Here is a 26,550-nt window from a genome sequence, read left to right on the forward strand (position 1 = left end):
CGCATGCGTCGGGCGTGACGGCATACGAAAGGACCCCTTATGACCAAGCTCAGACTGGCCATCGTCGGAGCGGGCCCCGCCGGCATCTACGCTGCCGACATCCTGCTGAAGGCCGAGCGCAAGTTCGACGTCTCGATCGATCTCTTCGAGCAGCTTCCGGCACCCTACGGCCTGGTCCGCTACGGGGTGGCCCCCGACCACCCCCGCATCAAGGGCATCATCAACGCGCTCCGCGATGTGCTCGACCGCGGCGACATCCGTCTGTTCGGCAACGTGCGCTTCGGCGAGGACATCACGCTCGATGATCTGAAGAACCACTACAACGCGGTGATCTTCGCCACGGGCGCGATCCGAGACACCAGCCTCGACATCCCCGGCATCGATGCGGTCGGCGCCTACGGGGCAGCCGACTACGTGAGCTGGTTCGACGGACACCCCGACGTGCCGCGCGAATGGCCGCTGGATGCCGCTTCGGTCGGCGTGCTGGGCAACGGCAACGTCGCTCTCGACGTCGCCCGCATGCTGGCGAAGCACGCGGAAGACCTGCTCGTGACCGAGGTCCCCGAGAACGTCTACGAGGGGCTGAAGGCGAGTGCGGTCACCGACGTGCACGTGTTCGGTCGCCGTGGCCCCGCGCAGGTCAAGTTCACCCCGCTCGAGCTGCGCGAGCTCGGCGAGCTGCGCGATGTCGACATGGTCGTGTACGACGAGGACTTCGACTACGACGAGGCGTCGAAGGACGCCGTGGCCAGCAACAAGCAGGTCATGGTCATCGACCGCATCCTGCAGTCGTGGCGCAAGCGCCCGTCGGTCAATGACGCCAGAGGCGATGCGAACAACGCAGGGGGAACGGCATCCCGTCGCCTGCACCTGCACTTCTGGGCCCGCCCGGTCGAGGTCCGCAAGGACGAAGCCGGCCGCGTGGCGGCCCTCGTCTACGAGCGCACGAAGCCCGACGGACAGGGCGGCGCAGTGGGCACGGGTGAGATGCGCGAAGTGCCGCTGCAGGCGCTCTACCGCGCGATCGGATACTTCGGCTCACCGCTCCCCGGCGTGCCCTTCGACAAGAAGCACGGCGTGATCCCCAACCGCGAGGGCCAGGTGCTCGCCAAGGACTCGAACCAGCAGATGACCGGAATCTACGCCACCGGCTGGATCAAGCGCGGACCGGTCGGGCTCATCGGCCACACGAAATCGGATGCCATGGAGACCGTGCGGCACATCATCAACGACCAGGGGTCGTGGTGGCACCCGGAGGACCCTTCAGAAGAGGCGATCCCCGCGCTGCTGCAGGAACGCGGCGTCAAGTGGACCGACCTCGAGGGCTGGCATCGACTCGACGAGCACGAGGTCGCCCTCGGCGCGCCGCAGGAGCGTGCTCGCGTCAAGGTCGTGCCGCGTGACGAGATGGTGCGCGTCTCTCGCGGAGAGTGACCGACACCGGATCGTTGTCGGCACCTCGCGTGTCGGAGAGTCGGCATCCTTAGGCTGAGTGCATGCGACTGCGCTCTCTGATCGTCTTCGGCACTGCTGCCCTGCTGCTCGTCTCTGGGTGCACCGCCGGGCCGACAGCTGAGCCGAAGCCCTCGGCTTCGCCGTCTGAGTCGCCGTCTCAGACGCCGACGCCGACACCTGCGCCGATCGTCGAGCCGGAGACGGCGTTCGACGTGACGTGCGACGACGTCGCCGCGACGATGGCGGAGCTCCTGGGCGAGCCGTCGACACCCGTCGAGCCGGTGCTCTCAACAGTGTCGGCGATGAGCTGGCTTCCCGGTCCGGCGCAGCACATGTTCCAGCGGGCCGGCGGAATCGCCTGCTCGGTAGGCGACGCGGAGCGCAACTGGGAGGTCACGATCGTCCCGGATGCGCAGGCGGTGATCGCCGGTGCGACCGAGCGTCAGGGCTTCTGGGGCGAAGCGGCGAGCTGTGAGAACGGACGCTGCGGGTTCGAGCTGCCAGACGGAGACGTGCTGCTGTCGGCCACCGTCGTCGACCCCGATCTCGGCGCGGACGACACCTCCCCGATCGAAGAGGCGCTGCGGGGGATCGCGGCGTCGGCGGCGTCGAGCACGCGCGAGGTCGAGTACGTCGACAGCGACATCGTGGGTGCTCCGTGCGAGCGCTTCGTGACGCCGGAGCAGGTGGACGCCGCATTCGGAGTGTCGGACGCGGCTCTCTTCACGGATTTCGGCGGCTGGGGGATCCCTGCTGAGGTGTACGAGGTCGTCAACGGCTCCCGCATCTGCTATTTCAAGTCGGCCGGAAGCGAGTACGAGGGATCGAGCTATCTGATGCTCACGACGCTTCCCGCAGGAGCATGGGCGTTCGAGAAGCTCGATGGCGACCCCGTCGAGGTCGAGGGCGCCGATGCCGCCAAGGCCAGTGAGGGCCAGAACGGCGAGAACATCCTCGACGTGCGCGTCGGCCCCGACTGGATCCGACTGATGACCTACGACAACGGATCCGGTGCCGCCGACCCGGCTCCTCTGGCAGAGAAGGTCGTGCGCAACTTCACGGTCGGACACACCGCTCCCGAGTAGCCCGCACGCCGTCGGCTAGCCTGGCGGCATGCCTGAGTGGATACCGGACGTTCTCGGCGACGAGTTCGACCAGCTCACGCTCGAACTCGGTGAGGACGACGAGGGGCCGTTGGTCGCCACTCTCGTGCGAGCCCTGCCGCGGGAGCAGCCGTGGTGGAATCGCATGCGGGGGCATCGTCTTCCGCTCGATGACGTCGACGTGCTCTACGTGCACGGCTGGTCGGACTACTTCTTCCAGAAGAGACTCGCTCGCTTCTGGACCGCGCGAGGTGCGCGCTTCTTCGCCCTCGACCTGCGCAAGTACGGACGCAGTCTGCGCGACGGTCAGACGCCCGGGTACATCACCGACCTCGGCGCGTACGACGAGGACATCGCTGCGGCGCTGCACGCGATGGGCCGCAGCCCCGAGACGACCGCATCCACGCGGCGCCTGGTGCTTCTCGGACATTCCACGGGCGGGCTCACACTGAGCCTGTGGGCATCGCGGCACCCCGAGACAGCGGATGCAGTGATCCTGAACAGTCCGTGGCTCGAGTTCCAGGTCGCATCGGCCCGCCCGCTGATCGCCCCCGTCGCCGAGCTCCAGGCGCGGTGGGCTCCCCGCGAGGTCGCCCCGCAGGTCGATCTCGGGTTCTACACCCGGGCGCAGCAGGAGGTCGCCGACCCCGAGGATCCTGTCGAGGTGAACCTCACGTGGCGACCCGCGCAGACGATGGCCGTGCACGCGGGGTGGTTCCACGCGATCCTCTCCGGACACGCCAAGGTCGCGGCAGGACTGACGATCGACGCAGCCGTGTGCGTGCTGCTCTCCGCACGCTCGGCGACGCCCACACGATGGTCTGAAGACCTCACCCGAGCAGACTCGGTCTTGGTGGTCGACGACATCGCGCGGGCGGCGCTGAAGCTCGGTCCGTCTGTCACTGTCGAGCGCATCGACGGTGCCCTGCACGACGTCTTCCTCTCTCGCCATGAGGCGAGAGAGGAAGCGTATCGTCGCCTCGACCGGTGGGTCAGAGGCTGGACGGCCGCGCGCTGACAGCGATCAGACGCAGCGGTCAGACGTAGTGCATCAGTCGGGCCTGACGCTCTGCGTCATCGGCATCGCCGCGCAGCACCGCGTCGTGGAAGTCCCGATAGACCTGGAGCATGCGCTCCCGGTCGTTCTCGGGAACGCTCCAGCCGCGGAGGTTGCGGAACAGCGCCATGCTCGCATCGTTGATCAGCACCTGATGCTGTGCGTTCCGGCTGCGCGTGCTCAGAAACGAGAACACCGCCCACCTCGTGTTGGAGATGTGCACGTCGTCATCGAGCGCCGTGTACATCTGCTCGACGAGTTCGGCGAGGCTCTCGCGTTCTTCCTGGCTCATCCGCGCGACGCCCATTCGAGCCGCAATCCCCGCCTGATACCCCGCGAACTCGAGCGTCTGCTCGACGGTCTCGGGTGTGACCGCCGTGACCTCGGTGTATCTGCTCGGGTACATCGTCACGAGCCCGAGACGCTCGAGGCGCTGTAACGCCTCTCGCACCGGAGTCCGCGACACATGCAGTTCTTCGGCGACATCGACATCGCGGATGCGATACCCCGGCTCCAGCACACCGTCCACGATCTGCGCGCCGATGTGCTGAAAAACCTCCTCTGCTAAGAGCTGCTTGCTTTCTCTGACACTCGTCATCGAGCTGTTGGTGTTCATGGACTGCCCCCAGTTGCTTTCCAGATCCGGGCTCCCCATGATGTGCCCGGACGGCCACTACATCACGAAGTGGATCGCGATGCCAATAATCCACAGACGAGTTTTCGGACGAGCATGTCGGGGCTCGCGCTCGGTGCGTCGTCGCGGGATCAAGTACGGGTGATTTCTGTGGCCGACGGGTGTTTGGGACACCCGCCGGCCACAGACGATGGCGTGCACGGAGCTGTACTGCGCCCAGTCCCCACAAGGCGGGAACCGCGATCCGCGAAGCGCGGAGCCGTGGTTCGGCAGCGCGTCATGCATCGCCGCATCGTCTGTCGCATTCGGGACGCGACTGCATCCAGTCTCGGGCACTTCGCCCCATATATCGGAATGCGATCGGCGGGCATAGAGAAGGGGGACGGATGCCTCGGCATCCGTCCCCCTGAGATCTGCGAGGTCAGCGGTAGTTGATGAACTGCAGGTCGAGATCGAGGTCCGAGCCCTTGAGCAGGGAGATCACGGACTGCAGGTCGTCACGGCTCTTGGACTGCACGCGCAGCTCGTCGCCCTGGATCTGGCTCTTCACACCCTTGGGGCCCTCGTCGCGGATGATCTTGTTGATCTTCTTCGCGTTCTCCGACGAGATGCCGTCCTTGAGGGTCGAGACGATTCGGAACTCCTTGCCGCTCGCGAACGGGTCGCCCGACTCGAGGCTCTTGAGCGAGATGCCTCGCTTGATGAGCTTGGACTGGAAGACGTCGAGAACGGCCTTCGCACGCTCTTCGGTGCCGGCGATGATCAGGATCTGCTCGCCGCTCCAGGCGATGGACGAGCCGGTGCCTTTGAAGTCGTAGCGCTGCTCGATCTCCTTGCGCGCCTGGTTCAGGGCGTTCTCGGCCTCCTGGTGATCCACTTTCGAGACGATGTCAAAGGAACTGTCAGCCATAAGCAAAGTGTATCGACACCGTCGTTTTCATGCTCGCTTGGAAGCGCTTCCATCACGCCTCAGCCGACATTCCGCGGTTACAGCTTGATATCGAAGGCTTCTTGCATTGCGATTCCTGCCGATCTCGATGCATACTGTAAGCGCTTGCAGTCCTGCAGGCCACAGCACTTCAGAGAGGGACACACCAATGAAGGTGAACAAGAGGGGCATCGTCGCCGCCGGCGTCATCGCGATCGTTTCGACTCTTACGCTTGCCGGTTGCTCGACCGCGACCGATGGCGGCGACTCGGCCGAGGGCGAGAGCAGCGGATCGCTGACCGTCTGGGTCGACGCCGAGCGTGTCGACGCGCTGCAGAGCGCCGCCGACTCCTACGAGGAGAAGACCGGGGTCAAGGTCGAACTCGTGGGCAAGTCCGTCGACGACATGAAGGACGACTTCATCCAGCAGGTGCCGACCGGCAAGGGCCCCGACGTCGTCATGGGAGCGCACGACTGGCTCGGCGAGCTGTCCACGAACGGTGTCGTCGCACCGCTCGAGCTCGGCGACTCGTCGGCCGACTACCTGCCCGTCGCACTTCAGGCTGCGACCTACGACGGCACCGTCTACATGCTTCCCTACGCGGTCGAGAACATCGCCGTGCTGCGCAACGCCGACATGGTCCCCGCCGCCGCGACGAGCTTCGACGACATGGTCTCGAAGGGCACCTTCGTGGTCGAGCAGGGCACCGAGGGCAACCCGTACCACCTGTACCCGTTCCAGACGGCATTCGGCGCCCCGGTCTTCGGCACCGACGACTCGGGGAGCTACGACTCGAGCGACCTCCAGCTCGGCAGCGAGGGCGGCTTCGCCTTCGCCGACTGGCTCGCCGCTCAGGGCGCAGCGGGCACCTTGAACACCGACATCGACGGCGAGATCGCCAAGCAGCAGTTCCTCGACGGCACCGCGGCCTTCTGGCTGACCGGCCCGTGGAACGTCGGCGCCGCGACCGACGCCGGCATCAACGTCGCGATCGACCCGATCCCGAGCCCCACGGGCGAGACCGCCTCGCCGTTCGCCGGCGTCAAGGGCTTCTTCGTGAGCTCCGAGTCGAAGAACAAGGTCGCCGCGAACGACTTCCTCGTGAACTACATCGGCACCGAAGAGGTGCAGCTCGAGCTGTTCAAGGCAGGAAACGTCCTGCCCGCGCTGACGGCCGCAGCCGATTCCGCAGCATCCGACCCGATCATCGCCGGCTTCCAGGCCGTCGGTGAGGACGCGGTGCCGATGCCGGCCATCCCCGCCATGGGCTCCGTGTGGGAGTTCTGGGGCGTCGCAGAGGCTGCCATCATCAACGGCTCCGACCCGACGACGACGTGGCAGAAGCTCGTCGACGACGTGACCGCAGCAATCAAGTAACGACACCCAGCACCATCCCTGCCGGGGCGGACCTCGTCCGCCCCGGCAGCTCGACGACGGGGACGAGATGACAGAACTCGCTGAGCCCACGGCTCCACTGAACAAGCGCCAGCGCCAGGCGGCGAAGATCGCCGAGGCCGCGTCCGGGCCCATCGGCTGGATGCTGCTGAAGATCCTGCTGCTCGCCGTCGTCGACGCCATCGCGCTGTACGCGGCGTTCGTCCTCTTCGGCCAGCAGGAGTGGCTGGTGCTCGGCCTGGTCGTGGCCGTCACGGTGCTCGTCAACTACATCTACTTCTCGCGCAAGCGAATTCCCGCGAAGTATCTGACCCCCGGCATCATCTTCCTGATCATCTTCCAGGTGTTCACGCTGCTGTACACGGGGTACATCGGCTTCACGAACTACGGCACCGGGCACAACGGCACGAAGGACCAGGCGATCTCGTCGCTCCTCGCCTCCGCCCAGGAGCGTGTCGAGGATTCCGCCACCTATCCGGTCACGGTCGTCGAGCAGTTCGGCACCTATGGTCTGCTCGTGACCGACCCCGAGTCGGGTGACGCGCTGCTCGGCACCGCTGAGCAGCCCCTGCAGGAGGTCGACGCCGAGTTCGAGGGCGATCAGGCCGTGGCCGTCGACGGCTGGACCACGCTCCCGCTCGCGAAGGTGTTCACCCTGTCGGAAGAGCTCGAGCAGCTCTCGGTCCCCTTCAGCGACGACCCCAACGACGGCTCCCTGCGCGCCCCCGACGGACAGAAGGGGTACCTGTACGTCTCGACGCTCGAGTACGACGCAGACGCCGACACCATCACCGACACGACGACCGGCGCGGTGTACTCCGACACCGGTCAGGGGTCGTTCATCGCCGAGGACGGCGCCGAGCTGCTGCCCGGCTGGCAGACCACCGTCGGCTTCGACAACTTCGTGCGTGCGGTGAGCGACGAGAACATCCGCGGTCCGCTCATCTCGGTGACGATCTGGACCTTCGTGTTCGCACTGCTCTCGGTCGCGACCACGTTCTTCCTCGGACTCCTGCTCGCTCTGGTCTTCAACAACACGCGGATGCGGTTCCGCAACGGCTATCGGATCATCCTGATCCTCCCGTATGCGTTCCCGGCGTTCCTGTCGGCCCTCGTCTGGGCGGGCATGATGAACGAGAGTTTCGGATTCATCAACCAGGTGATCTTCGGGGGAGCGGACATCCCGTGGCTCACCGACCCGAACCTCGCGAAGGTGTCGGTGCTCCTGGTCAACCTCTGGCTGGGCTTCCCCTACATGTTCCTCGTCTGCATGGGCGCCCTGCAGGGCATTCCCGAGGACGTCAACGAGGCGGCGGTGATGGACGGCGCGAACCCGTGGCAGGTCTTCCGCCGCATCAAGCTGCCGCTGCTGCTCGTGACGGTCGCGCCGCTGCTGATCTCGTCCTTCGCGTTCAACTTCAACAACTTCAACCTGATCTACATGCTGACCAAGGGCGGGCCGCGGTTCGAGGACGTCAGCATCCCGGTCGGGCACACCGACATCCTGATCTCGATGGTCTACAAGGTGGCGTTCACGGGTCAGTCCCGCGACTACGGCCTCGCCTCCGCGTTCACGATCCTGATCTTCATCGTGGTCGCGACGATCTCGATCATCAGCTTCCGCAAGACCAAGGCCCTCGAGGAGCTGAACTGACATGAGCACCACGGACACCGGCACCGCCCGCCCCGTCGCCGTCGCGCAGAACCTCGCGCCCCGTCGCCGCAGCTTCGGCGCGTGGTTCGCAGACACCGGATGGCGCCATGTGGTCGCCATCGTCGTGAGCGCCTTCGCGCTCTTCCCGCTGCTGTACGTCGTCTCGGCTTCTCTCAATCCGAAGGGCACGCTGACCGGCTCGAACCAGCTCTTCTCCGCGTTCGGCTTCGACAGCTACGTGCGCATCCTCAGCGATCCGCAGAACCCCTACGGCCTGTGGTTCCTGAACACGCTGGTCATCGCCGTGGTGACCGGCGCCGTGACCGTCTTCATCGGGGCTCTCGCGGCATATGCCTTCTCGCGCATGCGCTTCGCCGGTCGTCGCATCGGCCTCGTCACGATCGTCGTCGTGCAGATGTTCCCGCAGCTCCTGGCCGTGGTGGCGATCTTCCTGCTGATGTCGACGCTCGGGGACTGGTTCCCCGCCATCGGCCTGAACACGCACACCGGCCTGATCCTCGTCTACCTCGGTGGCGCGCTCGGCGTGAACACCTACCTGATGTACGGCTTCTTCAACACCCTCCCGATGGAGCTCGACGAGGCCGCCCGCATCGACGGCGCCGGTCACGCCCGCATCTTCTTCACGATGATCCTGCCGCTGGTCGCCCCGATCCTCGCGGTGGTCGCGCTGCTGTCGTTCATCGGCACGGTCAACGAGTACGTGATCGCGAGTGTCATGCTCGTCGACGTCGACCAGCAGACCCTGGTCGTCGGCCTGACGAAGCTCGTCGCGAACCCGCGCTACGCCGACTGGTCGGCGTTCTCGGCCGGCGCGGTGATGGCGGCGATCCCGGTGATGATCCTCTTCCTGTTCCTTCAGCGATACATCGTCGGCGGGCTGACGGCCGGCGCGACGAAGGGCTGACCTGCGGTCGTGGTCGCATCGTTCGCGGCGTTGCGACCGCCGGCGCGGCACCGGCGGTCGTAGCGTGATGGCATGACGCGTGTCGCGGGGCGAAACGCGGTGATCAGCTGGATCGCCGCAGTGCTGTGCATCGGCGTGGTGGGCGCCCTGATCTGGTTCTCGATGCCGATCGTGCCGGTCGTCGCCTCGTTCATCGGCGACGCCCTCCGCGCCACCCTTCGCTGACGGTGCCGTCGCATCTCGTCCCGAGGACGAGATGCGTGATCACGGGCTCAGCGACACGTCGGCACGCCTCCGTCGGGGCGCGGGCGCGCGGCGGTAATCTCGCAGAGCACACATCCGATGAGAGGCGCACCCATGAGTGACCCCGAGGTTCCACAGCCCGAGCGGCCGAAAGACGTCAACGACGTCGTCGACAGCGCGAACGCTGGACTCGACGACGCCGCCGCAGCGAGTGCAGGCGTGCACGGCACGCCCGCGGACCCCACGCACGAGACGTCGGCTCCCGCTCCGACCCAGCCCGCCGTCGACCCCGATGTCGCCGCATTCGAGGCTGCCGAGAACGAACACCCCGGCACCTTCGCGACGCCGGAGCTCAACGACCCGAAGTACCTCGACGACGCAGACGACACGACGAAGTCGTGGAACACGGATGCTGACGCGACGAAGTCCTGGAACACGGATGCCGACGCGACGGCCGCGTACACGCCGCCGGCCGCGCACGAGCAGTCCGCCCTGGCCGGAGCCGCGTACTCGTCGGCCGACCAGACGGAGACCCGGATCGTCCCGTCGGAGCCGGCAGCCGCCGAGCCGGTCGTCGTTCCGATCCAGCAGCAGCCGATCTTCGTCCAGGCTCCCGAACCGCCCCGTGAACGAGGCAACCGCGGCACCGCGGGCGCGATCGGCCTGCTCGCGACCATCGCCTTCGCGATCCTCTACCTGGGCGCGACGCTCGGCCTCCGTGCCGTCGCGGGTGACATCACCGGCGAGAACATCGGCGAAGCCGCTCTCGCTCCGCTGATGACCTGGGGCTACTGGGTTCCAGTCGTCGGGTTCTTCCTCGGCTTCTGGCTGCTCGGCGCCTTCATCAACCGCGGACGCTGGGGACTCTGGGTGGTCTTCGGCATCATCGTCGGTCTCATCGCCTACGGCGGGCACATCCTCGGGGCGCTCTTCGAGGCGCCGTTCTGGCTGCTCACCGCCCGGGAGGGCAGCGAGCTCATCGGAGCGCAGCTCTTCCACCCGCTCGCCATCGCGGCATTCGTCTTCGCCCGTGAGCTGACCATCTGGTTCGGCGCATGGGTCGCCCGCAGCGGGGCACGCAAGACCGAGCTCAACGCCGAAGCGCAGCGCGAGTACGAGCGCACGCTCGAGGCCGGCCCGACGCTGGCGAGGTAGTCACGAACATGTCGTCGCCGAACCCCCGTGGACCCGAGTCCCCGGGGGTTTCGGTCATTCTGGCGCTGGTGCTCGCCACCATCAGCTTCTTCGCGCTGGCGGTGTTCGGCCTCGGCGCGGTGAGCATCGCCACCGACAGTGACATCATCGCCGTCCCCGGTCTCGGTCAGCTGCCCGGCGCGATCGGGATGCTGGCGGCCGTCGTGGCGTTCGCGCTGTCGCTGTGGTCGTCGCTGCGGCGGACGCAGCCGTCGTTCGTGTCGGCGCCGGCGGTCGCATTGGCCACGGCGCTCGCGCACCTGGTCGTCGTGTGGATCGGCGTCATCGCCGCCAGCGGCGACATCATCGTCGCGACGGTCGTCGCGGGTGACCTCGTGCGCGGGGGAGCGAGCGCGGTGCTCCTCGTCGCGTCCGCGATCGCGGCCTGGGGCGGCATCGCGCTCCGGCGCACGCGTGCTCAGCATCCGCAGTGGCCGTGGGAGCGCGAAGAAGACGAGTGACGCCCCGCCGTGGCGTGGAAATCTCCACGTCGGCGGCGGCCGCGCCGTACGCTCTAGGTGTGGAGCGCTCGTTGGAGACGCAGGTCGACCAGGCCGTCGAGGCCTGGTTGCGCTGGGTGCCGCGCTGGGAGCCGGCGACCCATCGCGGTCGGGTCGCGCCCTGTCGACGTTGTCTGGGGTCGCCGATCCTGTCTGCGGCGGGCATCGGCTCGAACACGCCGCACGGTGTGCAGCACGGTCTCTCCACGCGGATCAAGACGATCGTCGACCACGCCGTGGCCGAGTACACCGCCAGGAACCTGCCGATGCTGCAGCGCGAACTCGATCAGCAGGCCGCGCGCAACCGGGCACGCAGCTACCGCCCGGCCGACGGTCTGGATCCCGAGTTCGACGGGCTGCCGCTCGACCCCGAGCCGGTTCCGGGCGCACCGTTCCTCTTCACGATCGCCGGCATGGCCGACGAGGCAGTCGCCGATCTGCCGCCTCTGCCCCCGTTGAGCGACGAGGCGAAGGTCGCCCTGCGTCAAGAGGTCGCCCTCGCCGACGAGTACGCGAACATGGTCGGTCGCGAGATCTGCGGCATCCTGCTGCGCCACCGCATCTACATCCAGGCTGCGATCTCGCAGCATGTCGAGCCGCAGATCGAGGCGCTGCTGGCTGAACTCACCGACTCGCTCGACTCCCCGTTCGACGCGGATCAGTCGTAGATCGCTGCAGCCCTCATTTGACCACCACGTTACGTGGCATTACACTTGATCAGGTGTGTGCACGTCTCGACGTGCGCGCTGGGCGTCGGCACCATGCCGGTCCGCCCCCACGGCATACCCACCACCACAAAGGCACGTCGATTCCGGCGTGCCGGTGGGTCACTGATGTGAAACCCATCACGCTGTCACCGTGCAGCATTATGAGGAGAGAACGTGCCAACCATTCAGCAGTTGGTTCGCAAGGGTCGCTCGCCCAAGGTCACCAAGACCAAGGCGCCCGCACTCAAGTCGAACCCGCAGCAGGCCGGGGTCTGCACCCGCGTCTACACCACCACCCCGAAGAAGCCGAACTCGGCGATGCGCAAGGTCGCTCGTGTGAAGCTCCGCAACGGCACCGAGGTGACCGCCTACATCCCGGGCGAGGGTCACAACCTCCAGGAGCACTCGCTGGTGCTCGTCCGCGGTGGTCGTGTCAAGGACCTCCCCGGTGTTCGCTACAAGATCGTCCGTGGCGCCCTGGACACCCAGGCCGTCAAGAACCGTAAGCAGGCTCGCAGCCTCTACGGCGCAAAGAAGGGCTGAGTCCAATGCCTCGTAAGGGTCCCGCCCCCAAGCGTCCCGTCGTCAACGACCCGGTATACGGCGCTCCGATCGTCAGCCAGCTGGTCAACAAGATCCTGGTCGACGGTAAGAAGTCGCTCGCCGAGTCGATCGTCTACAACGCCCTCAAGGGCGTCGAGGCGAAGAACGGTCAGGATGCCGTCGCCACTCTGAAGAAGGCGCTCGACAACGTGCGCCCGACTCTCGAGGTCAAGAGCCGCCGCGTCGGTGGCTCGACCTACCAGGTTCCGGTCGAGGTCAAGCCGCACCGCGCGAACACCCTCGCGCTGCGCTGGCTCGTCAGCTACGCCAAGGGTCGTCGTGAGAAGACGATGACCGAGCGTCTCCAGAACGAGATCCTCGACGCGTCGAACGGTCTCGGTGCAGCGGTCAAGCGCCGCGAGGACACGCACAAGATGGCCGAGTCGAACCGCGCGTTCGCTCACTACCGCTGGTAAACAGCTTCGCCTGCCCCCGGCCACACGCCGGGGGCAGGCACCCCCTCTTCGCAGTACGACTGCCAAAAAGATAAGGACACTCCTGTGGCACAAGACGTGCTCACCGACCTGAGCAAGGTTCGGAACATCGGCATCATGGCTCACATCGATGCCGGCAAGACCACCACCACCGAGCGCATCCTGTTCTACACGGGCGTCAACCACAAGCTCGGCGAGACCCACGACGGTGCCTCGACCACCGACTGGATGGAGCAGGAGAAGGAGCGCGGCATCACGATCACGTCTGCCGCCGTGACCTGCTACTGGAACAAGAACCAGATCAACATCATCGACACCCCCGGTCACGTGGACTTCACGGTCGAGGTGGAGCGCTCGCTCCGCGTCCTCGACGGTGCTGTCGCAGTGTTCGACGGCAAGGAGGGCGTCGAGCCCCAGTCCGAGACCGTGTGGCGTCAGGCTGACAAGTACAACGTCCCCCGCATCTGCTTCGTCAACAAGATGGACAAGCTCGGCGCGGACTTCTACTTCACCGTCGACACCATCATCAACCGCCTCGGCGCCAAGCCGCTGGTCATCCAGCTGCCCATCGGTGCAGAGAACGACTTCGTCGGCGTCATCGACCTCGTCGAGATGCGTGCTCTCGTCTGGGCTGGTGACTCCAAGGGTGACGTCACCATGGGCGCCTCCTACGAGGTCCAGGAGATCCCGGCCGACCTTAAGGACAAGGCAGACGAGTACCGTCAGCAGCTCCTCGAGACCGTCGCCGAGACCGACGACGCTCTGCTCGAGAAGTTCTTCGGTGGCGAAGACCTGACCGTCGCCGAGATCAAGGGCGCGATCCGCAAGCTCACCGTGGCTTCCGAGATCTACCCGGTCCTCTGCGGCTCGGCGTTCAAGAACCGTGGCGTCCAGCCGATGCTCGACGCGGTCGTCGACTACCTGCCGAACCCGCTCGACGTGGGCTCGATCCAGGCTCACGACCCCAAGGACTACGACACGATCATCGAGCGTCACCCCGACGCGAAGGATCCGTTCGCGGCTCTCGCGTTCAAGGTCGCGGTGCACCCGTTCTTCGGTCGCCTCACCTACGTGCGCGTCTACTCGGGCCAGCTCGACTCCGGAGCCCAGGTCGTCAACTCGACCAAGGGCAAGAAGGAGCGCATCGGAAAGATCTTCCAGATGCACGCCAACAAGGAGATCCCGGTCCCCTCGGTCACTGCGGGCAACATCTACGCGGTCATCGGTCTGAAGGACACCACCACCGGTGACACCCTGACCGACCCGGCCTCGCCGGTCGTACTCGAGTCGATGACGTTCCCCGAGCCCGTCATCGAGGTCGCCATCGAGCCGAAGACCAAGGCCGACCAGGAGAAGCTGGGTGTCGCCATCCAGAAGCTCGCTGAAGAGGACCCGACCTTCCGCACGGAGCTCAACCCCGAGACCGGTCAGACGACCATTAAGGGCATGGGCGAGCTGCACCTCGACATCCTCGTCGACCGCATGAAGCGCGAGTTCAACGTCGAGGCCAACGTCGGCAAGCCGCAGGTCGCGTACCGCGAGACGATCCGCAAGGGCGTCGAGAAGTACGACTACACGCACAAGAAGCAGACCGGTGGTTCGGGTCAGTTCGCGAAGATCCAGTTCAACATCGAGCCGCTCGACCTCGACGACGAGAAGACGTACGAATTCGTCAACTCGGTCACCGGTGGTCGCATCCCGCGTGAGTACATCGGCTCGATCGATGCCGGCTTCCAGGATGCGATGAACGTCGGCGTGCTCGCCGGATACCCGATCGTCGGCGTCAAGGCGACGATCGTCGATGGTGCTGCTCACGACGTCGACTCTTCGGAGATGGCGTTCAAGATAGCAGGATCCATGGGTATGAAGGAAGCTCTTCGTCGGGCCAACCCCACGCTCCTCGAGCCGCTCATGGCGGTCGAGGTGCGTACTCCCGAGGAGTACATGGGCGACGTCATCGGTGACCTGAACTCGCGTCGCGGCCAGATCCAGTCGATGGAAGACGCCGCCGGCGTCAAGGTCGTCCGTGCGCACGTGCCGCTGTCCGAGATGTTCGGCTACATCGGCGACCTGCGCTCGAAGACCTCGGGTCGCGCCGTCTACTCGATGGAGTTCAACAGCTACGCTGAGGTTCCCCGCGCTGTGGCCGACGAGATCGTCCAGAAGCACCAGGGCGGCGAGTAACACTTTCCTGGGAGCCGGGTTTCGGCTCGGCTCCCAGGTCACCTACAACTTCACATTCCCTCTCTACTAAACTGAGATTCACACCCGTAGAGAACCGGTCGCAAACCAGTGCCCGGCACCCTCTACATGACGTCCTGAGGAGGACCCAGTGGCTAAGGCCAAGTTCGAGCGGACCAAGCCGCACGTCAACATCGGAACCATCGGTCACGTTGACCACGGCAAGACCACGCTCTCCGCAGCGATCTCGAAGGTGCTTGCTGACAAGTTCCCGTCTGACACCAACGTGCAGCGCGACTTCGCTTCCATCGACTCGGCGCCGGAAGAGCGCCAGCGTGGAATCACCATCAACATCTCGCACATCGAGTACGAGACCCCGAAGCGCCACTACGCGCACGTTGACGCCCCCGGCCACGCCGACTACGTCAAGAACATGATCACCGGTGCTGCTCAGATGGACGGCGCGATCCTCGTGGTCGCCGCCACCGACGGCCCGATGGCTCAGACGCGTGAGCACGTGCTGCTCGCCAAGCAGGTCGGCGTGCCGTACCTGCTCGTCGCGCTGAACAAGTCCGACATGGTCGACGACGAGGAGATCCTGGAGCTCGTCGAGCTCGAGGTCTCCGAGCTGCTCGCTTCGCAGGGCTTCGCCGAGGACGCTCCTGTCGTCCGCGTCTCCGCTCTCAAGGCCCTCGAGGGCGACGAGAAGTGGGTTCAGTCGATCCTCGACCTCATGGAGGCCGTGGACGAGAACGTTCCGGACCCCGTGCGCGACAAGGACAAGCCGTTCCTGATGCCCGTCGAGGACGTCTTCACGATCACCGGTCGTGGAACCGTCGTCACCGGCCGCGCCGAGCGTGGCACGCTGGCCATCAACTCCGAGGTCGAGATCGTCGGACTCCGTCCGACCGTCAAGACCACGGTCACGGGTATCGAGATGTTCCACAAGCAGCTCGACGAGGCATGGGCCGGCGAGAACTGTGGTCTCCTGCTCCGTGGCACGAAGCGTGAGGACGTCGAGCGCGGTCAGGTCATCGTCAAGCCGGGTTCGGTCACGCCGCACACCGACTTCGCCGGTACCGCGTACATCCTGTCGAAGGATGAGGGTGGGCGTCACAACCCGTTCTACACGAACTACCGCCCGCAGTTCTACTTCCGCACCACCGACGTCACCGGCGTCATCACGCTGCCCGAGGGCACCGAGATGGTCATGCCCGGCGACACCACCGACGTGACGGTCGAGCTGATCCAGCCGATCGCCATGGAAGAGGGCCTCGGCTTCGCCATCCGTGAGGGTGGACGCACCGTCGGCGCCGGTACGGTCACGAAGATCATCAAGTAAGCATCTGCTTTCTCGCACAGGGGTCGGGCCTTCGGGTCCGGCCCCTGTGTCGTACCCGGGTGCGGACATGTCGTGAGCGCGCAGGTTCTCGGCGACTTCGCGGTGAGACGCGACTCGTGACGGATAACATGGCCCGAGCCTGCCTGCGGGCATCGCCGTCGCCCGACCTCGGGCGTGAGAGAGGAACGCGACCATGACACAGATCCAGGTGGGACCCCCGCCGCCGCGAAGCCACGCGCGGCTGTGGATCTCGACGCTGCTGCTGATCGTGTACTCCGCGTTCGTGCTGCTGGTCACGATGTGGCCGCAGCCTGAGCAGCTCGAGTTCGACAGCATCGCGGGGCGTGTGGTCCGTGCGCTGCACAACCTCGGCGTGCCCGAGCGATTCGACTACAACGAACTCGAGTTCGCCGCCAACATCGGCATGTTCGTGCCGCTCGGCTTCCTGCTCGGTCTCGCACTCGCACGCAAAGCGTGGTGGGTCGCGATCTTCCTGCTGCCCGCCTTCTCGGGCGCGATCGAGTTCACGCAGGGCATCGCGCTCGACGAGCGCGTATCGACCGTGCTCGACGTGCTGGCGAACACGATCGGCGGATACACGGGCGTGCTGCTCGCGATGATCCTCAGGGCGATGATTCACGCCAGAGATCGCACCATGATCGAGCGCGAGCTGTGGGAGCGTCGTGCAGCCGCCGCCGAACTGCAGCGGCAGAACGCCGCTCGTGCTGTGGCTCGCGCGACGCAGACGTCGCAGCCGGTGCCGGCGTGGGCCGAGGAGCCCGTTCCGGTGACTCGTGTGCTGGACGCGGACTTCTGGGAGACGGGTGACGCGCCTACGGTGCGGATTCCTGTGTAGATCGGGGTGGTGCTCTGCGCGTCAGATAGTCTGAGCGAACCGGTCGCTTCTCCAATAACGTAGGGCTTCAGAATGACTGTACGAGTACATCTGGACGGAGTCGTGGGCGACTTCCTCAAAGGCTGGGCCGTCGATGACGACGCTCCGAGCGTCCCGGTGGTCGTCGAGGTATTCGCGGAGTCCCGGCGGCTAGGCTCAGTCGTAGCGGACAGAGAGAGAAGAGATCTGGCGACCGAGGAGGGGCGCAGCCCTTCGATCGGGTTTCGATTCGTGCTGCCTGCCTCGCTGCTCACCGGTGATGAGGAGCAGTTCACCGTGCGAGCCGTGGTGGCGACTGAGGGACAGGCGACGGCCACTCGCACTCTCGCGACGACCCGGTTGGCGTTCGCGACACCGGCGGGCAAGCCGTGGGTTCTGGCATCGGATGACATTCCCAGCGTGGAGGGTGATGTCGACGACGAACTCCGGAGCATTCTCGCGTGTGCGAGTGCCGGCGAGATCGACGAAGCGATCGGAATGGCGCGCGCGAAGTTTCGGTTGAACCGTGACCTGTTCGGCGTGGATACCGGACTGGTCGAAGCCGTGTCGCGCCACACCGGCGTGAAGACATTCGAGCAGCTGATGACCGACCGGCGCCATGAGTGGTTCGAAAGCGGCAACCATTCCTTCTGGCAGAGTCGGCTGGAGAAGAAGGACGCGATGCACGCGTTCGCACGTGAGAACCTCGTGGAGATTCCACGACAGATCGCACATTTCTCGGACCCGGAGGAGCTGCTGCAGCTCGACCTTCCGCAGCGCTACGTGGCCAAGCCGGACGGTCTGGCATCGGCGAAGGGAGTCTTCGCCGTATCCCGCGGTGTCAACGTGTTCACCGGCAAGCCCATCTCACCGGATCGCATCGTGGCGAACTGGCAGAAGCTCGCGAGCGAGACGGACCGGGTCGATATGTACATCGTCGAGGAGTTCGTCGCGGACCGTTTCGCTCCGGAAGCGAACGTCATACCCCTTGACTACAAGTTCTACGTGTTCCGCGGCATCGCCGGGTTCCTCGAAGTGTTCGACCGCAACTACCCCGGACCATCCAGACGGCCCTACTCGGTCACGTGGCGCCCTCTGCCGCACCCGCTGGAGTTGGGCCGGACCCTGGGCAACGCGATGCGCGAGCCCGACAATCTGAGCGAAATGATCAGCGTCGCGGAGCGGCTGGGCAGTGAGGTGGGAGCGTTCTGTCGCGTCGATCTCTTCAACACACCGAGAGGCCCGGTCCTCGGGGAGATCACCATCTTGCCGGCGAACGGAAAGAACCGAACCGCCTATGCGAATGTGATCACCCAGCAGGCGTACATCGTGTTCGAGGACCAGGAGCTCTGGTCCACCGACGCGTGATGCACTGAGCGGGCGCATCCCCCGCCGGGCGGACACGAAACACGACCGACACTCAACGTGGTTAGGATTGATCCGACCGTCCAACGGCCTCGATCGGGTGCCGACGCTGAGCTGTGAAGCGAGAGTAATACTGGTATGCAATCCCCTGTTCTCCTGCCGACTCCTCATGTGTCGATCATCATCCCCATGTACAACGACGAGGAATGGATCGCCGCGGCAGTCGAAAGCTGCATGCGTCAGACGCTGAGTGCGATCGAGATCATCTGTGTAGACGATGCTTCCACGGACCGCAGCCGAGAGATCGTCGAGCGTTACCAGGCCGTCGACCCGCGCATCCGCCTCGTTTCCTTCGACCGCAATCGCTCGGCCTTCCAGGCTCGACGAGCGGGCATCATGGCCGCGACGGCTCCGTATGTGCTGTTCCTCGACGGTGACGACGAGCTCGCTCCGGATGCCGCTGAGAAGGCCACGGCTGAGGCGCAGAAGACGAGTGCGGATCTCGTCGGCTTCGGTGTCGAGGTCGTGACTCCAGACGGGCGAAGCGGCGGGGGCTTCGAGAAGCGGCTGCAGCCATACCACGAGCTCGTCGAGAACGATGCCATCCTTCCGAGTCTCTTCCCCGTCGGAGTGCCCGCGCGCGGGCAGATCTGGCGCTACCTCTTTCACGTCGGGCTGCTCCGTGTCGCCTATGCGCAGCTCTCACCCGACCTCGAGCTCTACCGAGCCAATGATCTGCCCATCGCATATCTTGCGATCGCGGGGGCGCAGCGGTACGTCTCACTGCCGGCGAAGCTGTACCGCTACAACTTCGGCCGAGGAATCAGCGGACACCGCGTCGAGGAGGCTTCGCAGTTCGAGTTCTACCTGCGCGCGATCGACTCGATCGACAGCATCGCGCCGGCGGTGCGCGAGCAGGCACGCAAGCGGATCGACCCGGATCCCCTCATGGACAGCTATGCGTCCGCCAGGTTGTCGGTGATCGGCAACCTGCTCAACTACCTGATCAACAACACAGCGGAGGGCGTTCGGGCCGACTGCCTCGGGCTGCTGCGCGAGCGCGTCTCCGAAGAGGATGTGGTTCTGGCGGCGACGGGGTTCTGCCCCGGGGCGCTCGCGCTCCTGGCGCAGAGCAGCGACCGGATCGAGCTCGGCAGCCGCCCGATCCGCAGCGTACTGCTGACGACGAAGTCGCTCACGACAGGCGGGGTGTCCGGCGTTCTCCTGACGCAGGCCAGAGTTCTCCTGGACGCAGGATACGACGTCACGATCGCAGCGCGACGGCCGGGCAGCTCGGCGGACGCAGTCCCGTACGGCGCGAAGTTCGTCGAGATCGGCGAGGGGAGCCTCCTCGCACAGGTCACTCAATGGGGCGAGATCTGTCGTCGGGAGTCCATCGATCTCGTGATCGACCATCAGATCCTCTACAGCAGGGATTGGCCTGCGTACGCGCTCATCGCGCGTTCACTGGGGGCTGCGACCATCGGATGGGTCCACAACTTCGCTGCCAGGCCGGTCTACGACCTCAACGACCTCACCTCGCTGATGACCGATCATCTCGGCGCGCTCGCTCAGCTCATCACCCTCTCACCGCTCGACGTCGCATTCTGGAAGCTTCGTGGCATTCGACATGTGGCGTATCTCCCGAATCCGCCGTCTCCGATGATCCTGGAGGCGCCGATCGAGAACATCGTCAAGACGGCGCCTCAGGGACGCCCGGTGAGACTCCTCTGGTGGGGGCGTCTCGAACAGCACACGAAGCAGGTCCGCCAACTTCTGCTCGTGGCGGCAGAACTCCGGAAGCTCGGCGTCGCCTTCGAGATGAAGATCATCGGGCCGGGGTGGGCGGAGACGGAACCGCACATGCTCGAGGCAGAGGCCCGCAAGCTCGGGCTGGAGGAGGTGTCGGTCCCGGGACCGTTGTACGGCGAGCATCTGCTCTCCGCCATCGATGCCGCGGATATCTTCGTCAACACCAGCGTCATCGAGGGATATCCCCTGACGATTCTCGAGGCTCAGGCGCGCGGCCTTCCCGTGGTCATGTACGACATGCCCTGGCTGGCTCTCGCTGCCGACAACGGGGGGATCGTGAGCGTTCCTCAGGCCACCCCGGCGGCGTTCGCACGTGAGGTCGTCGCGATCGTCGAGAGTCCCGATCGCTACGACGAGCTCTCCCATGAATCCCTGGCCGTGGCCAAGAGGAAGCGCGACTTCGATTTCGGTCAGACGTACCGTCAGCTCGTCGAAGGAGAGCTGCCTGCTGCCTTCTCACCTGAGCCCACGATCGACGATGCACAACGCCTGATCGATCTGCTCATCTTCTTCACCGAGCGCAACGCCGGTCTCAGGGCGAAGAAGACGGCGGCAGTCGCGGCCGCGAGGAAGGCCACCGCAGAAGCGGCGGCGACCAAGAAGGCGGCCGCAGTCGCAGCCAAGGCGGCTGCGAGGAAAGCAGCGAGGATCGCCGCCAAGGCCGCGGAGAAGAGCGCGACGAGACAGGCGGGGGAGCGGACTCAGAGTGCGACACCGACTGCGGCGAGGATCTCACGGCAGTCGACGAGTCCGTCGCCGTCCGCTCAGGCGTCGACGCGAGCGAAGACCGCCCCTCCGGTACAACCGGATCCGCTGCTCGTCGGCATGATCCGGCCGCTCGGGCGCGTGGTCCTGAAGGTCATGCCGGGCTTGCGGCCGACGGCGCACAAGTTCAACAAGATGGTTCGAGAACGCTGACCGCTGCCTGATCGGAGAACCGACCGGTGCTCCGATCAGGACTGGAGCACCTGTCGGCTGGTGGCGCTACGACGATGTGTCGGTCGGTTCCGTCGAGGCAGTGCGGGCGGACTCTCCTGATCGATCGTCGACCGGCAGATCGCGGATGAACCGAGCGGGGACCCCGCCGTAGAGGGTGTTGTCCGGAACGTCCTTGGTCACCATCGCGCCGGCGGCGATGATGCATCCCTCGCCGATCGTGACGCCGCCCAATACCGTCACCGATGCCCCGATCCATGTTCCTGCGCCGATCACGATCGGATCGAATCGGGACTTGCCCGCGCGGCGGGAAGGCGGGCCCACTTCGTGAGTGTCCGAGATGAGGCGAACGAAGGGGCCGATCCGCACCCCGTCGCCGATGGACGTGTTGGGGCGGATGTACGCGTCTCTGTTGATGAAGACGTTGTTCCCGATCGTGACCGGGCCGAGCATTTCGGTGCCTCGGTAGAAGTTCGCCCCGTCGCCGATCGTGATCGGGCGATCGTCGCTGTGGGAGAAAGAGACGCGCTGATGGATCTTGGATCGGTCGCCGACGGTCAACACCATTAGTGCAGTATATTGGCTCGCCACCTGCAGGGCGCCCGTCGCTGTCCTCCTGCCGCTCTCCATCCGGGGCCCGTCGGCGATGGGAACGGTGAGAAGGGCCGTGTCAGTCGGCGTCGATGACGTCGTGGATTCGCTTGGTCAGCGCTGCCAACTCATCGCGCGCGGTGTCGATCGACGGCGCGAGCAGAGGGAGGTGCTCGTCGAGCCGTGCGGAGAACTCATCGATCTGGTCGTAGCGCCCGACGAGCTCGCCGAGACCGGCGGTGGCCAGGAGGCGATGGATCTTCTGCGGGTCGGCGCCCGAGCCGATGGGATATGCTCCCTCGGATGCCGCGATGATGAGGCCGTGCGCTCGATCGCTGACCACGAATCGGGACATCTTGAACGCGCCGCGTGCATGCGCGTCGAGAGTGGCATGGTCCATGCTGGGAGGCATCAGGTACTCGCCGCCGAGTTCCTCGGCGAGACGGACCGCCCGAGGTGCGTCGCGCGAGACCTGAGCGAGAGTGACGATCCGCGTCGACGTGCGCGAAGCCAGATCGCGGACGGATGCGATCCATCGCGACCCCGGCCACGGACGATCGAATCGGAGCGTCACCGCGAGCAGAGGACGCTCATCCGCCGGCGCCCATTGGCTCGTCGGCGTTCCGAGGGAATACGCCCAATCGGGTGCGACGTCGCCGAATCCTGCGGCGTCACGAGAAGGGGTATCGCGCCAGGAGACGATCGCCGCGTTGCGAAGAACATCGTCGAACTCCACTTGCTCGATCGACGAGGGGTCCTTGATCCCGAAACCGGCCGCGATGAACACGCCGCCGGCGTCGACGGTGCGGCGCAGCTCGCGGGTGCGGTGGATGTTCGGGAACAGTCCTGGCGGCGGATTGATCTCTCCCGCGTTGAGGAAGTGAACTCCCCGACGCGCGGCATCACCGGCGGCCAGCCAGGTCGGCCGGTGCGTGTAGATGCGGTCGCGCCTGCCGAGCGCGAAGCCGGAGGTGTAGTCGGGGGTGGCTGCACCGAAGTAGATGTGCAGGCGCCGACCTTCGCCGCGAGCGGCGTTGAGATAAGCGAGCCGGAGGGCCGAGTCGCCGAGGTTGTCGTCCTGCCCCGCCAGGTGGAAGAAGAGATCCTGGGGTCTGTTGGCGCTCATCACGGTCCAGCATATAGTTGTCGAGTGCGTCTCGCGAATCCCGGTAGTCGAATCGATCCCCTCGTGGTGCTGACGGATCACCGCTCACCGCAAGCCAACGTCAGTTACATCGATCAGATCATCGGTGAAGGCGTCGACGGCATCAAGTTCTCCCATTTTGCGCGCGAGCTCAGCGACCTGGACGTGGACGTCGTCCACGTCCACCAGGCGGTCCGGTTGCTCGGCGGAGCGGGCACGACGAACGACGAGCGTGCCGACATCGCACAGGCGGTCGTCGCTGAGCTGCGACGACGCGAGCTTCCCCTCGTCCAGACGCTGTACGGTCCCCACCAGGGTGCGGGCGCCGAGTGGCGTCGCGCGTTCGACGATGCCACAGCGATGTTCATCGTCCTCGACGAGGCGACCTCGACCCCTGCCCCCGGGCGCACGACCGTCATCCCTCATGCGCACTATCGTGATCGTTTCGTCGGGTACCCGCGCAAGGAGCAGATCCCTGGTCGACTCCTCGCCATCTCACCGAATCGCCTCGTCAAGGTGGCGGCCGGCCCGCTGAAGATCTTTCCGCTCACCAATACTCCGGGCCTCTCCCTCCGCGTGATGGGGCAGCCCAATGCGGCCCTCGATGCCTTGCTCGAGAAGGTCCTGGGGCGTCACCCTGAGCGTGTATCGGCGGTGACCGGTCTCGTCTCCGACGCGATGATGGTGAACGAGATCAGCGCTTCCGAGCTGGTCATTCTTCCCGACAACGCAACTTTGGTGGACGAGAGCATGCTCATGCTCGCGCTGAGCCTCGACAGGCCCGTCCTCGTTCCCGAGTCGGCGGCCACCCGCCTGTTGGCGGAAGAAGTCGGGTCCGGCTGGGTGCATCACCACGCGGGGGCAGTGACCGCCGAGCGGCTGGACGAAGTCGTGGATGCGGTCCGTAACACGCCGCGCTCGGAACATCCCGATCTCAGCAGGCGCGACGCGGGCGCGACCGCCGCACGGTATGCCGAGGTGTTCCGGTCTGTGGCGACGAGCGACGTTCCCGCCTGACTCGCATCGCCGGCGACGGGAACGCCGTCCGCGCACCGCTTCCGCTCCTGAGCGACCTCTGTCAGCGGCTCAAGAGCGCATGCTTCACCCGCGCTGCCGTGGGACGCAACCACGGGGCCATGTCGAGCACCACATGGGCAGCCGGCGTCACGCGCGCGACGAGACGCCAGGTGCGCGAACGAGCAGGAGTCGCCCGGCGTCCCGCGGCCGGGCGGCCCCGCCTCGACGGCGCGGATCTTTTCGCCGCCGCGTTGCGGACCTTGGCGTTCTGCTCGGTGAACAGCACCACCAGGTCGACGAGCCGACGGATGTCGTCCGTGGTGGGGGAGGGCGAATGTGAGGCTGGGAGCTCACCATTCACCAGCTGCTCGTAGAGAGAAGCGAAGTCGTACGTGAGCTCGCGGCGACCGGCCTCGATAGAGGCCCGTGAGAGACTGTCGTACATCGTGGGCGTCGCAGCGATCTCGGCGATCCTCATCGCCAGACCTGCGGCATCGCCCTGACCGGACGTGACGATACCGGCATTGTCCTCGGCGACGGCGAGCCACGGCAACTCGTACATCGCGACGGGCAGGCCCCGTGACTGGGCTTCGGGAATCGTGAGCGGGTATCCCTCGATGACACTGGTGTTCACGAAGAGATCGCTGGAATCGATGGCAGCGATCAATTCGTCGCCGTGGAGGGGGCCGACCGCGTGCACGCGGTCGGCGACACCGTGCTCGGACGCGAGGGCCATCAGCTTCTCAGCGCTCATTCCGCTCCAATCCGGGCCGACGATGCGCATCCGGAAGTCGACGCCGAGACGGTCGAGCTCTGCCGCGACCAGGACCAGTTCTGCCACACGCTTCGTGCGCTGCTCGAGTCTGCCCCACCAGATGAGCTCGATCGGACGCCGCTCCGGGGCATGCTTGGGCTCCGCGACCGCCGATGACTCGAGCAGCAGCGGGGAAGGCGGGTTCGGCAGGTAAGAGACTCTGGGCATGCCGCGCAGCTTCCAGAACGCGACATCGAGCGGAGACAGCACGATCAGGTGTGAGAGCGCAGACACATGGCGAGCCTGGAAGTCCAGGCTGTTGAGACCGAGGAGAAGTGACCGGCCCGCGAAGTTGTGGGCCCAGCCGATGGTCGCCGCTCCCTCGGCACTCGCCGCGAGGGCGAACGCCGGCCACGTCCGCGTGTAGAGCCAATGGTGTTCGATCACGACATCGACCTCGCGGGTGCGGCACAGCTCCGCCCACTGATCGAGCTTCGAAGCGAGATCAGGGCCGTCGACCTCGACGAATTCGACTCCGGGCGGAACCATCGCTGCATCGCTCCCGGGCTCTCGCGCCGCGATGGTCACCGAATAGCCCGCCTGGACGAGGAACCTCGCCTGCGAGAGCAGAACCCCCGACACGCCGCCGGTTCGCACGATGTTGGTGGTGAGCAGCACGTTGCGGACAGCTCGTTCGCCCAGGTGCCTGACACCGAGGTGACGGGCCGCCGTGTCGAGGGCTGCTGGCCAGAACCGCGCGGTTCCCTTGACGATATCGCGCGCGGGCGCACGGGTCAGAAGATGCTGGAACGTGGCATCGAGCAGATGCTCGGCCGTGTGCTCGGCGAGGTAGTAGGTCGTGTAGCCGATGATCGATGACCGAGCGGCCTGGTAGGTGTCGACGATGAAATCGGATTCGTCGCTCCGCGCGGAGATCCGATCGACGGCGGGCGCGATGGTGTTGATCGCGTCGATCGCTCCTGCATAGAACTTCGCCCAGCCGAGGTCCGCCACCTTCTGCCCGCTGCCCCCTCGGCCGAAATGATAGCGATACAGGCGGTCCGGCATCGAAGCGTACTTCGTGGCCAGCGCCGCGGCGAGGAAGGTGATGGGCAGGTCGTTCACACGCGGGATCACGAGGTCGTCCGGCATCAGCGCGTACGCGTCGGCGAGGACCCGTGTACGGAAGAGGAAGCGCCAGAGCTGTCCCTGAGCGGGTTGGTCGACCGGGAAGAGGCCCCGAAGAACGTCCGTCCCGGTGAGTCCGTCCTGCGTGGGCTGCAGTCGTGCTTCGAAGCCGCCGCCGGTCGCGCCGTCGTTCCTCACGACGTCGATGCCGAACTGCACGAGGTCAGCACCGGTCGCGACGGCCCTCGTCAGGGACCGCTCCGCAGCGACCTCGGCCAACTCGTCGTCTCCGTCGAGGAAGAGCAGATGCGCGGCCCGTGCCTCGAGGATGCCGATTCTCCGCGCCTGGTACGCAGACAGGTTCTGCCCCTGCCGGATGACCCGGACGCGCGTGTCTCGCATCGCGTACTGCTCGACGATCTCAGCGGTCCCATCGCTGGATCCGTCGTCGACGACGATGACCTCGACCGCCTGCAGAGTCTGGCGAAGACAGCTCTCGACAGCTCCGGCGATCACCTCGGCGTCGTTGTAGACGGGGATGACGATCGATACGAGTGGCGTGGATTCCATTCT

At 65.9% G+C, this 26,550-nt stretch carries 23 protein-coding genes; 18 read left to right on the top strand and 5 right to left on the bottom strand.

Annotated features, from left to right (window positions below; genetic code table 11):
* Positions 1–39: 39 nt before the first annotated feature.
* The 3 genes from OB895_RS15765 to OB895_RS15775 all read left to right on the top strand — a co-directional run bounded on the left by OB895_RS15765 (position 40) and on the right by OB895_RS15775 (position 3,576).
* Entirely contained in the window at positions 40–1,434 is a 1,395-nt protein-coding gene (locus OB895_RS15765; protein ID WP_311878108.1) for an FAD-dependent oxidoreductase, read from the top strand.
* A gap of 62 nt (positions 1,435–1,496) precedes the next feature.
* Positions 1,497–2,540 (top strand): hypothetical protein, encoded by a 1,044-nt coding sequence (locus tag OB895_RS15770; protein WP_311878109.1) that lies wholly within the window; start codon positions 1,497–1,499, stop codon positions 2,538–2,540.
* 28 nt (positions 2,541–2,568) lie between these two features.
* Entirely contained in the window at positions 2,569–3,576 is a 1,008-nt protein-coding gene (locus tag OB895_RS15775; protein ID WP_042538690.1) for an alpha/beta hydrolase, read from the top strand.
* A 19-nt stretch (positions 3,577–3,595) separates the two neighbouring features.
* Here OB895_RS15775 and OB895_RS15780 read toward each other — a convergent pair whose 3' ends face one another.
* Both OB895_RS15780 and OB895_RS15785 read right to left on the bottom strand, forming a co-directional pair.
* The gene (locus tag OB895_RS15780) at positions 3,596–4,231 is read right to left on the bottom strand and encodes a GntR family transcriptional regulator (RefSeq protein WP_228385561.1); all 636 of its coding nucleotides are present in this window, start codon (positions 4,229–4,231) and stop codon (positions 3,596–3,598) included.
* Between the two features lie 439 nt (positions 4,232–4,670).
* Positions 4,671–5,159 (bottom strand): YajQ family cyclic di-GMP-binding protein, encoded by a 489-nt coding sequence (locus OB895_RS15785; protein WP_042538692.1) that lies wholly within the window; start codon positions 5,157–5,159, stop codon positions 4,671–4,673.
* 187 nt (positions 5,160–5,346) lie between these two features.
* Here OB895_RS15785 and OB895_RS15790 point away from each other — a divergent pair, with 187 nt between their 5' ends.
* From OB895_RS15790 to OB895_RS15855, 14 genes are all read left to right on the top strand, one after another.
* The gene (locus tag OB895_RS15790) at positions 5,347–6,555 is read left to right on the top strand and encodes a sugar ABC transporter substrate-binding protein (protein WP_042538694.1); all 1,209 of its coding nucleotides are present in this window, start codon (positions 5,347–5,349) and stop codon (positions 6,553–6,555) included.
* A 67-nt stretch (positions 6,556–6,622) separates the two neighbouring features.
* Positions 6,623–8,227 (top strand): ABC transporter permease subunit, encoded by a 1,605-nt coding sequence (locus OB895_RS15795; RefSeq protein WP_042538696.1) that lies wholly within the window; start codon positions 6,623–6,625, stop codon positions 8,225–8,227.
* A 1-nt stretch (position 8,228) separates the two neighbouring features.
* Positions 8,229–9,152: a sugar ABC transporter permease gene (locus OB895_RS15800; protein ID WP_079113413.1), complete on the top strand. Its 924-nt coding sequence runs from the start codon at positions 8,229–8,231 to the stop codon at positions 9,150–9,152.
* 72 nt (positions 9,153–9,224) lie between these two features.
* Positions 9,225–9,377: a hypothetical protein gene (locus tag OB895_RS15805; RefSeq protein ID WP_153302240.1), complete on the top strand. Its 153-nt coding sequence runs from the start codon at positions 9,225–9,227 to the stop codon at positions 9,375–9,377.
* 132 nt (positions 9,378–9,509) lie between these two features.
* Entirely contained in the window at positions 9,510–10,550 is a 1,041-nt protein-coding gene (locus tag OB895_RS15810) for an acyltransferase family protein (RefSeq protein WP_042538699.1), read from the top strand.
* Between the two features lie 68 nt (positions 10,551–10,618).
* Positions 10,619–11,050 carry a DUF6121 family protein gene (locus OB895_RS15815; RefSeq protein ID WP_079114038.1) on the top strand — a complete coding sequence of 144 codons (432 nt, stop codon included), beginning with the start codon at positions 10,619–10,621 and terminating at the stop codon, positions 11,048–11,050.
* Between the two features lie 59 nt (positions 11,051–11,109).
* A complete protein-coding gene (locus tag OB895_RS15820) occupies positions 11,110–11,757 on the top strand; it encodes a hypothetical protein (RefSeq protein WP_042538702.1) in 648 nt (215 codons plus the stop codon).
* A gap of 213 nt (positions 11,758–11,970) precedes the next feature.
* Positions 11,971–12,339: a 30S ribosomal protein S12 gene (rpsL, locus tag OB895_RS15825; RefSeq protein ID WP_042538704.1), complete on the top strand. Its 369-nt coding sequence runs from the start codon at positions 11,971–11,973 to the stop codon at positions 12,337–12,339.
* A gap of 5 nt (positions 12,340–12,344) precedes the next feature.
* A complete protein-coding gene (gene rpsG, locus OB895_RS15830; RefSeq protein WP_042538706.1) occupies positions 12,345–12,815 on the top strand; it encodes a 30S ribosomal protein S7 in 471 nt (156 codons plus the stop codon).
* An 84-nt stretch (positions 12,816–12,899) separates the two neighbouring features.
* Entirely contained in the window at positions 12,900–15,017 is a 2,118-nt protein-coding gene (gene fusA / locus OB895_RS15835; RefSeq protein ID WP_042538708.1) for an elongation factor G, read from the top strand.
* A gap of 148 nt (positions 15,018–15,165) precedes the next feature.
* Positions 15,166–16,356 (top strand): elongation factor Tu, encoded by a 1,191-nt coding sequence (gene tuf, locus OB895_RS15840; protein WP_042538710.1) that lies wholly within the window; start codon positions 15,166–15,168, stop codon positions 16,354–16,356.
* Positions 16,357–16,549: 193 nt separating this feature from the next.
* Positions 16,550–17,212, top strand: a complete 663-nt coding sequence (locus tag OB895_RS15845) for a VanZ family protein (protein ID WP_311878117.1) — start codon at positions 16,550–16,552, stop codon at positions 17,210–17,212.
* Positions 17,213–17,314: 102 nt separating this feature from the next.
* Complete coding sequence (locus tag OB895_RS15850) at positions 17,315–18,598, top strand: ATP-grasp fold amidoligase family protein (RefSeq protein ID WP_311878118.1); 1,284 nt, start codon at positions 17,315–17,317, stop codon at positions 18,596–18,598.
* 168 nt (positions 18,599–18,766) lie between these two features.
* Positions 18,767–21,325, top strand: a complete 2,559-nt coding sequence (locus OB895_RS15855; protein ID WP_311878121.1) for a glycosyltransferase — start codon at positions 18,767–18,769, stop codon at positions 21,323–21,325.
* Between the two features lie 66 nt (positions 21,326–21,391).
* Here the strand turns inward: OB895_RS15855 and OB895_RS15860 are convergent, their stop codons facing one another.
* Together OB895_RS15860 and OB895_RS15865 are read right to left on the bottom strand one after the other, a co-directional pair.
* A complete protein-coding gene (locus tag OB895_RS15860) occupies positions 21,392–21,910 on the bottom strand; it encodes an acyltransferase (protein WP_311878123.1) in 519 nt (172 codons plus the stop codon).
* 103 nt (positions 21,911–22,013) lie between these two features.
* Entirely contained in the window at positions 22,014–23,060 is a 1,047-nt protein-coding gene (locus OB895_RS15865) for a polysaccharide pyruvyl transferase family protein (RefSeq protein WP_311878124.1), read from the bottom strand.
* A gap of 24 nt (positions 23,061–23,084) precedes the next feature.
* Here OB895_RS15865 and OB895_RS15870 point away from each other — a divergent pair, with 24 nt between their 5' ends.
* Entirely contained in the window at positions 23,085–24,095 is a 1,011-nt protein-coding gene (locus OB895_RS15870) for a hypothetical protein (RefSeq protein ID WP_311878125.1), read from the top strand.
* A gap of 61 nt (positions 24,096–24,156) precedes the next feature.
* On the opposite strand, the gene OB895_RS15875 is transcribed toward OB895_RS15870, so the two are convergent.
* Complete coding sequence (locus OB895_RS15875) at positions 24,157–26,547, bottom strand: glycosyltransferase (protein WP_311878126.1); 2,391 nt, start codon at positions 26,545–26,547, stop codon at positions 24,157–24,159.
* Positions 26,548–26,550: the final 3 nt, after the last annotated feature.

This window comes from Microbacterium forte (assembly GCF_031885415.1).
GTDB lineage: Bacteria > Actinomycetota > Actinomycetes > Actinomycetales > Microbacteriaceae > Microbacterium > Microbacterium forte.

Excerpts from the sequence above, each read along its gene's own strand:
- OB895_RS15780 (WP_228385561.1), bottom strand. The coding sequence starts at position 4,231 with ATGAACACCAACAGCTCGATGACGAGTGTCAGAGAAAGCAAGCAGCTC.
- OB895_RS15765 (WP_311878108.1), top strand. The coding sequence starts at position 40 with ATGACCAAGCTCAGACTGGCCATCGTCGGAGCGGGCCCCGCCGGCATC.
- OB895_RS15800 (WP_079113413.1), top strand. The coding sequence starts at position 8,229 with ATGAGCACCACGGACACCGGCACCGCCCGCCCCGTCGCCGTCGCGCAG.
- OB895_RS15810 (WP_042538699.1), top strand. The coding sequence starts at position 9,510 with ATGAGTGACCCCGAGGTTCCACAGCCCGAGCGGCCGAAAGACGTCAAC.
- rpsG (WP_042538706.1), top strand. The coding sequence starts at position 12,345 with ATGCCTCGTAAGGGTCCCGCCCCCAAGCGTCCCGTCGTCAACGACCCG.
- OB895_RS15805 (WP_153302240.1), top strand. The coding sequence starts at position 9,225 with ATGACGCGTGTCGCGGGGCGAAACGCGGTGATCAGCTGGATCGCCGCA.
- OB895_RS15775 (WP_042538690.1), top strand. The coding sequence starts at position 2,569 with ATGCCTGAGTGGATACCGGACGTTCTCGGCGACGAGTTCGACCAGCTC.
- OB895_RS15875 (WP_311878126.1), bottom strand. The coding sequence starts at position 26,547 with ATGGAATCCACGCCACTCGTATCGATCGTCATCCCCGTCTACAACGAC.
- OB895_RS15790 (WP_042538694.1), top strand. The coding sequence starts at position 5,347 with ATGAAGGTGAACAAGAGGGGCATCGTCGCCGCCGGCGTCATCGCGATC.
- OB895_RS15860 (WP_311878123.1), bottom strand. The coding sequence starts at position 21,910 with ATGGTGTTGACCGTCGGCGACCGATCCAAGATCCATCAGCGCGTCTCT.
- OB895_RS15795 (WP_042538696.1), top strand. The coding sequence starts at position 6,623 with ATGACAGAACTCGCTGAGCCCACGGCTCCACTGAACAAGCGCCAGCGC.
- OB895_RS15770 (WP_311878109.1), top strand. The coding sequence starts at position 1,497 with ATGCGACTGCGCTCTCTGATCGTCTTCGGCACTGCTGCCCTGCTGCTC.
- OB895_RS15785 (WP_042538692.1), bottom strand. The coding sequence starts at position 5,159 with ATGGCTGACAGTTCCTTTGACATCGTCTCGAAAGTGGATCACCAGGAG.
- OB895_RS15865 (WP_311878124.1), bottom strand. The coding sequence starts at position 23,060 with ATGAGCGCCAACAGACCCCAGGATCTCTTCTTCCACCTGGCGGGGCAG.
- OB895_RS15845 (WP_311878117.1), top strand. The coding sequence starts at position 16,550 with ATGACACAGATCCAGGTGGGACCCCCGCCGCCGCGAAGCCACGCGCGG.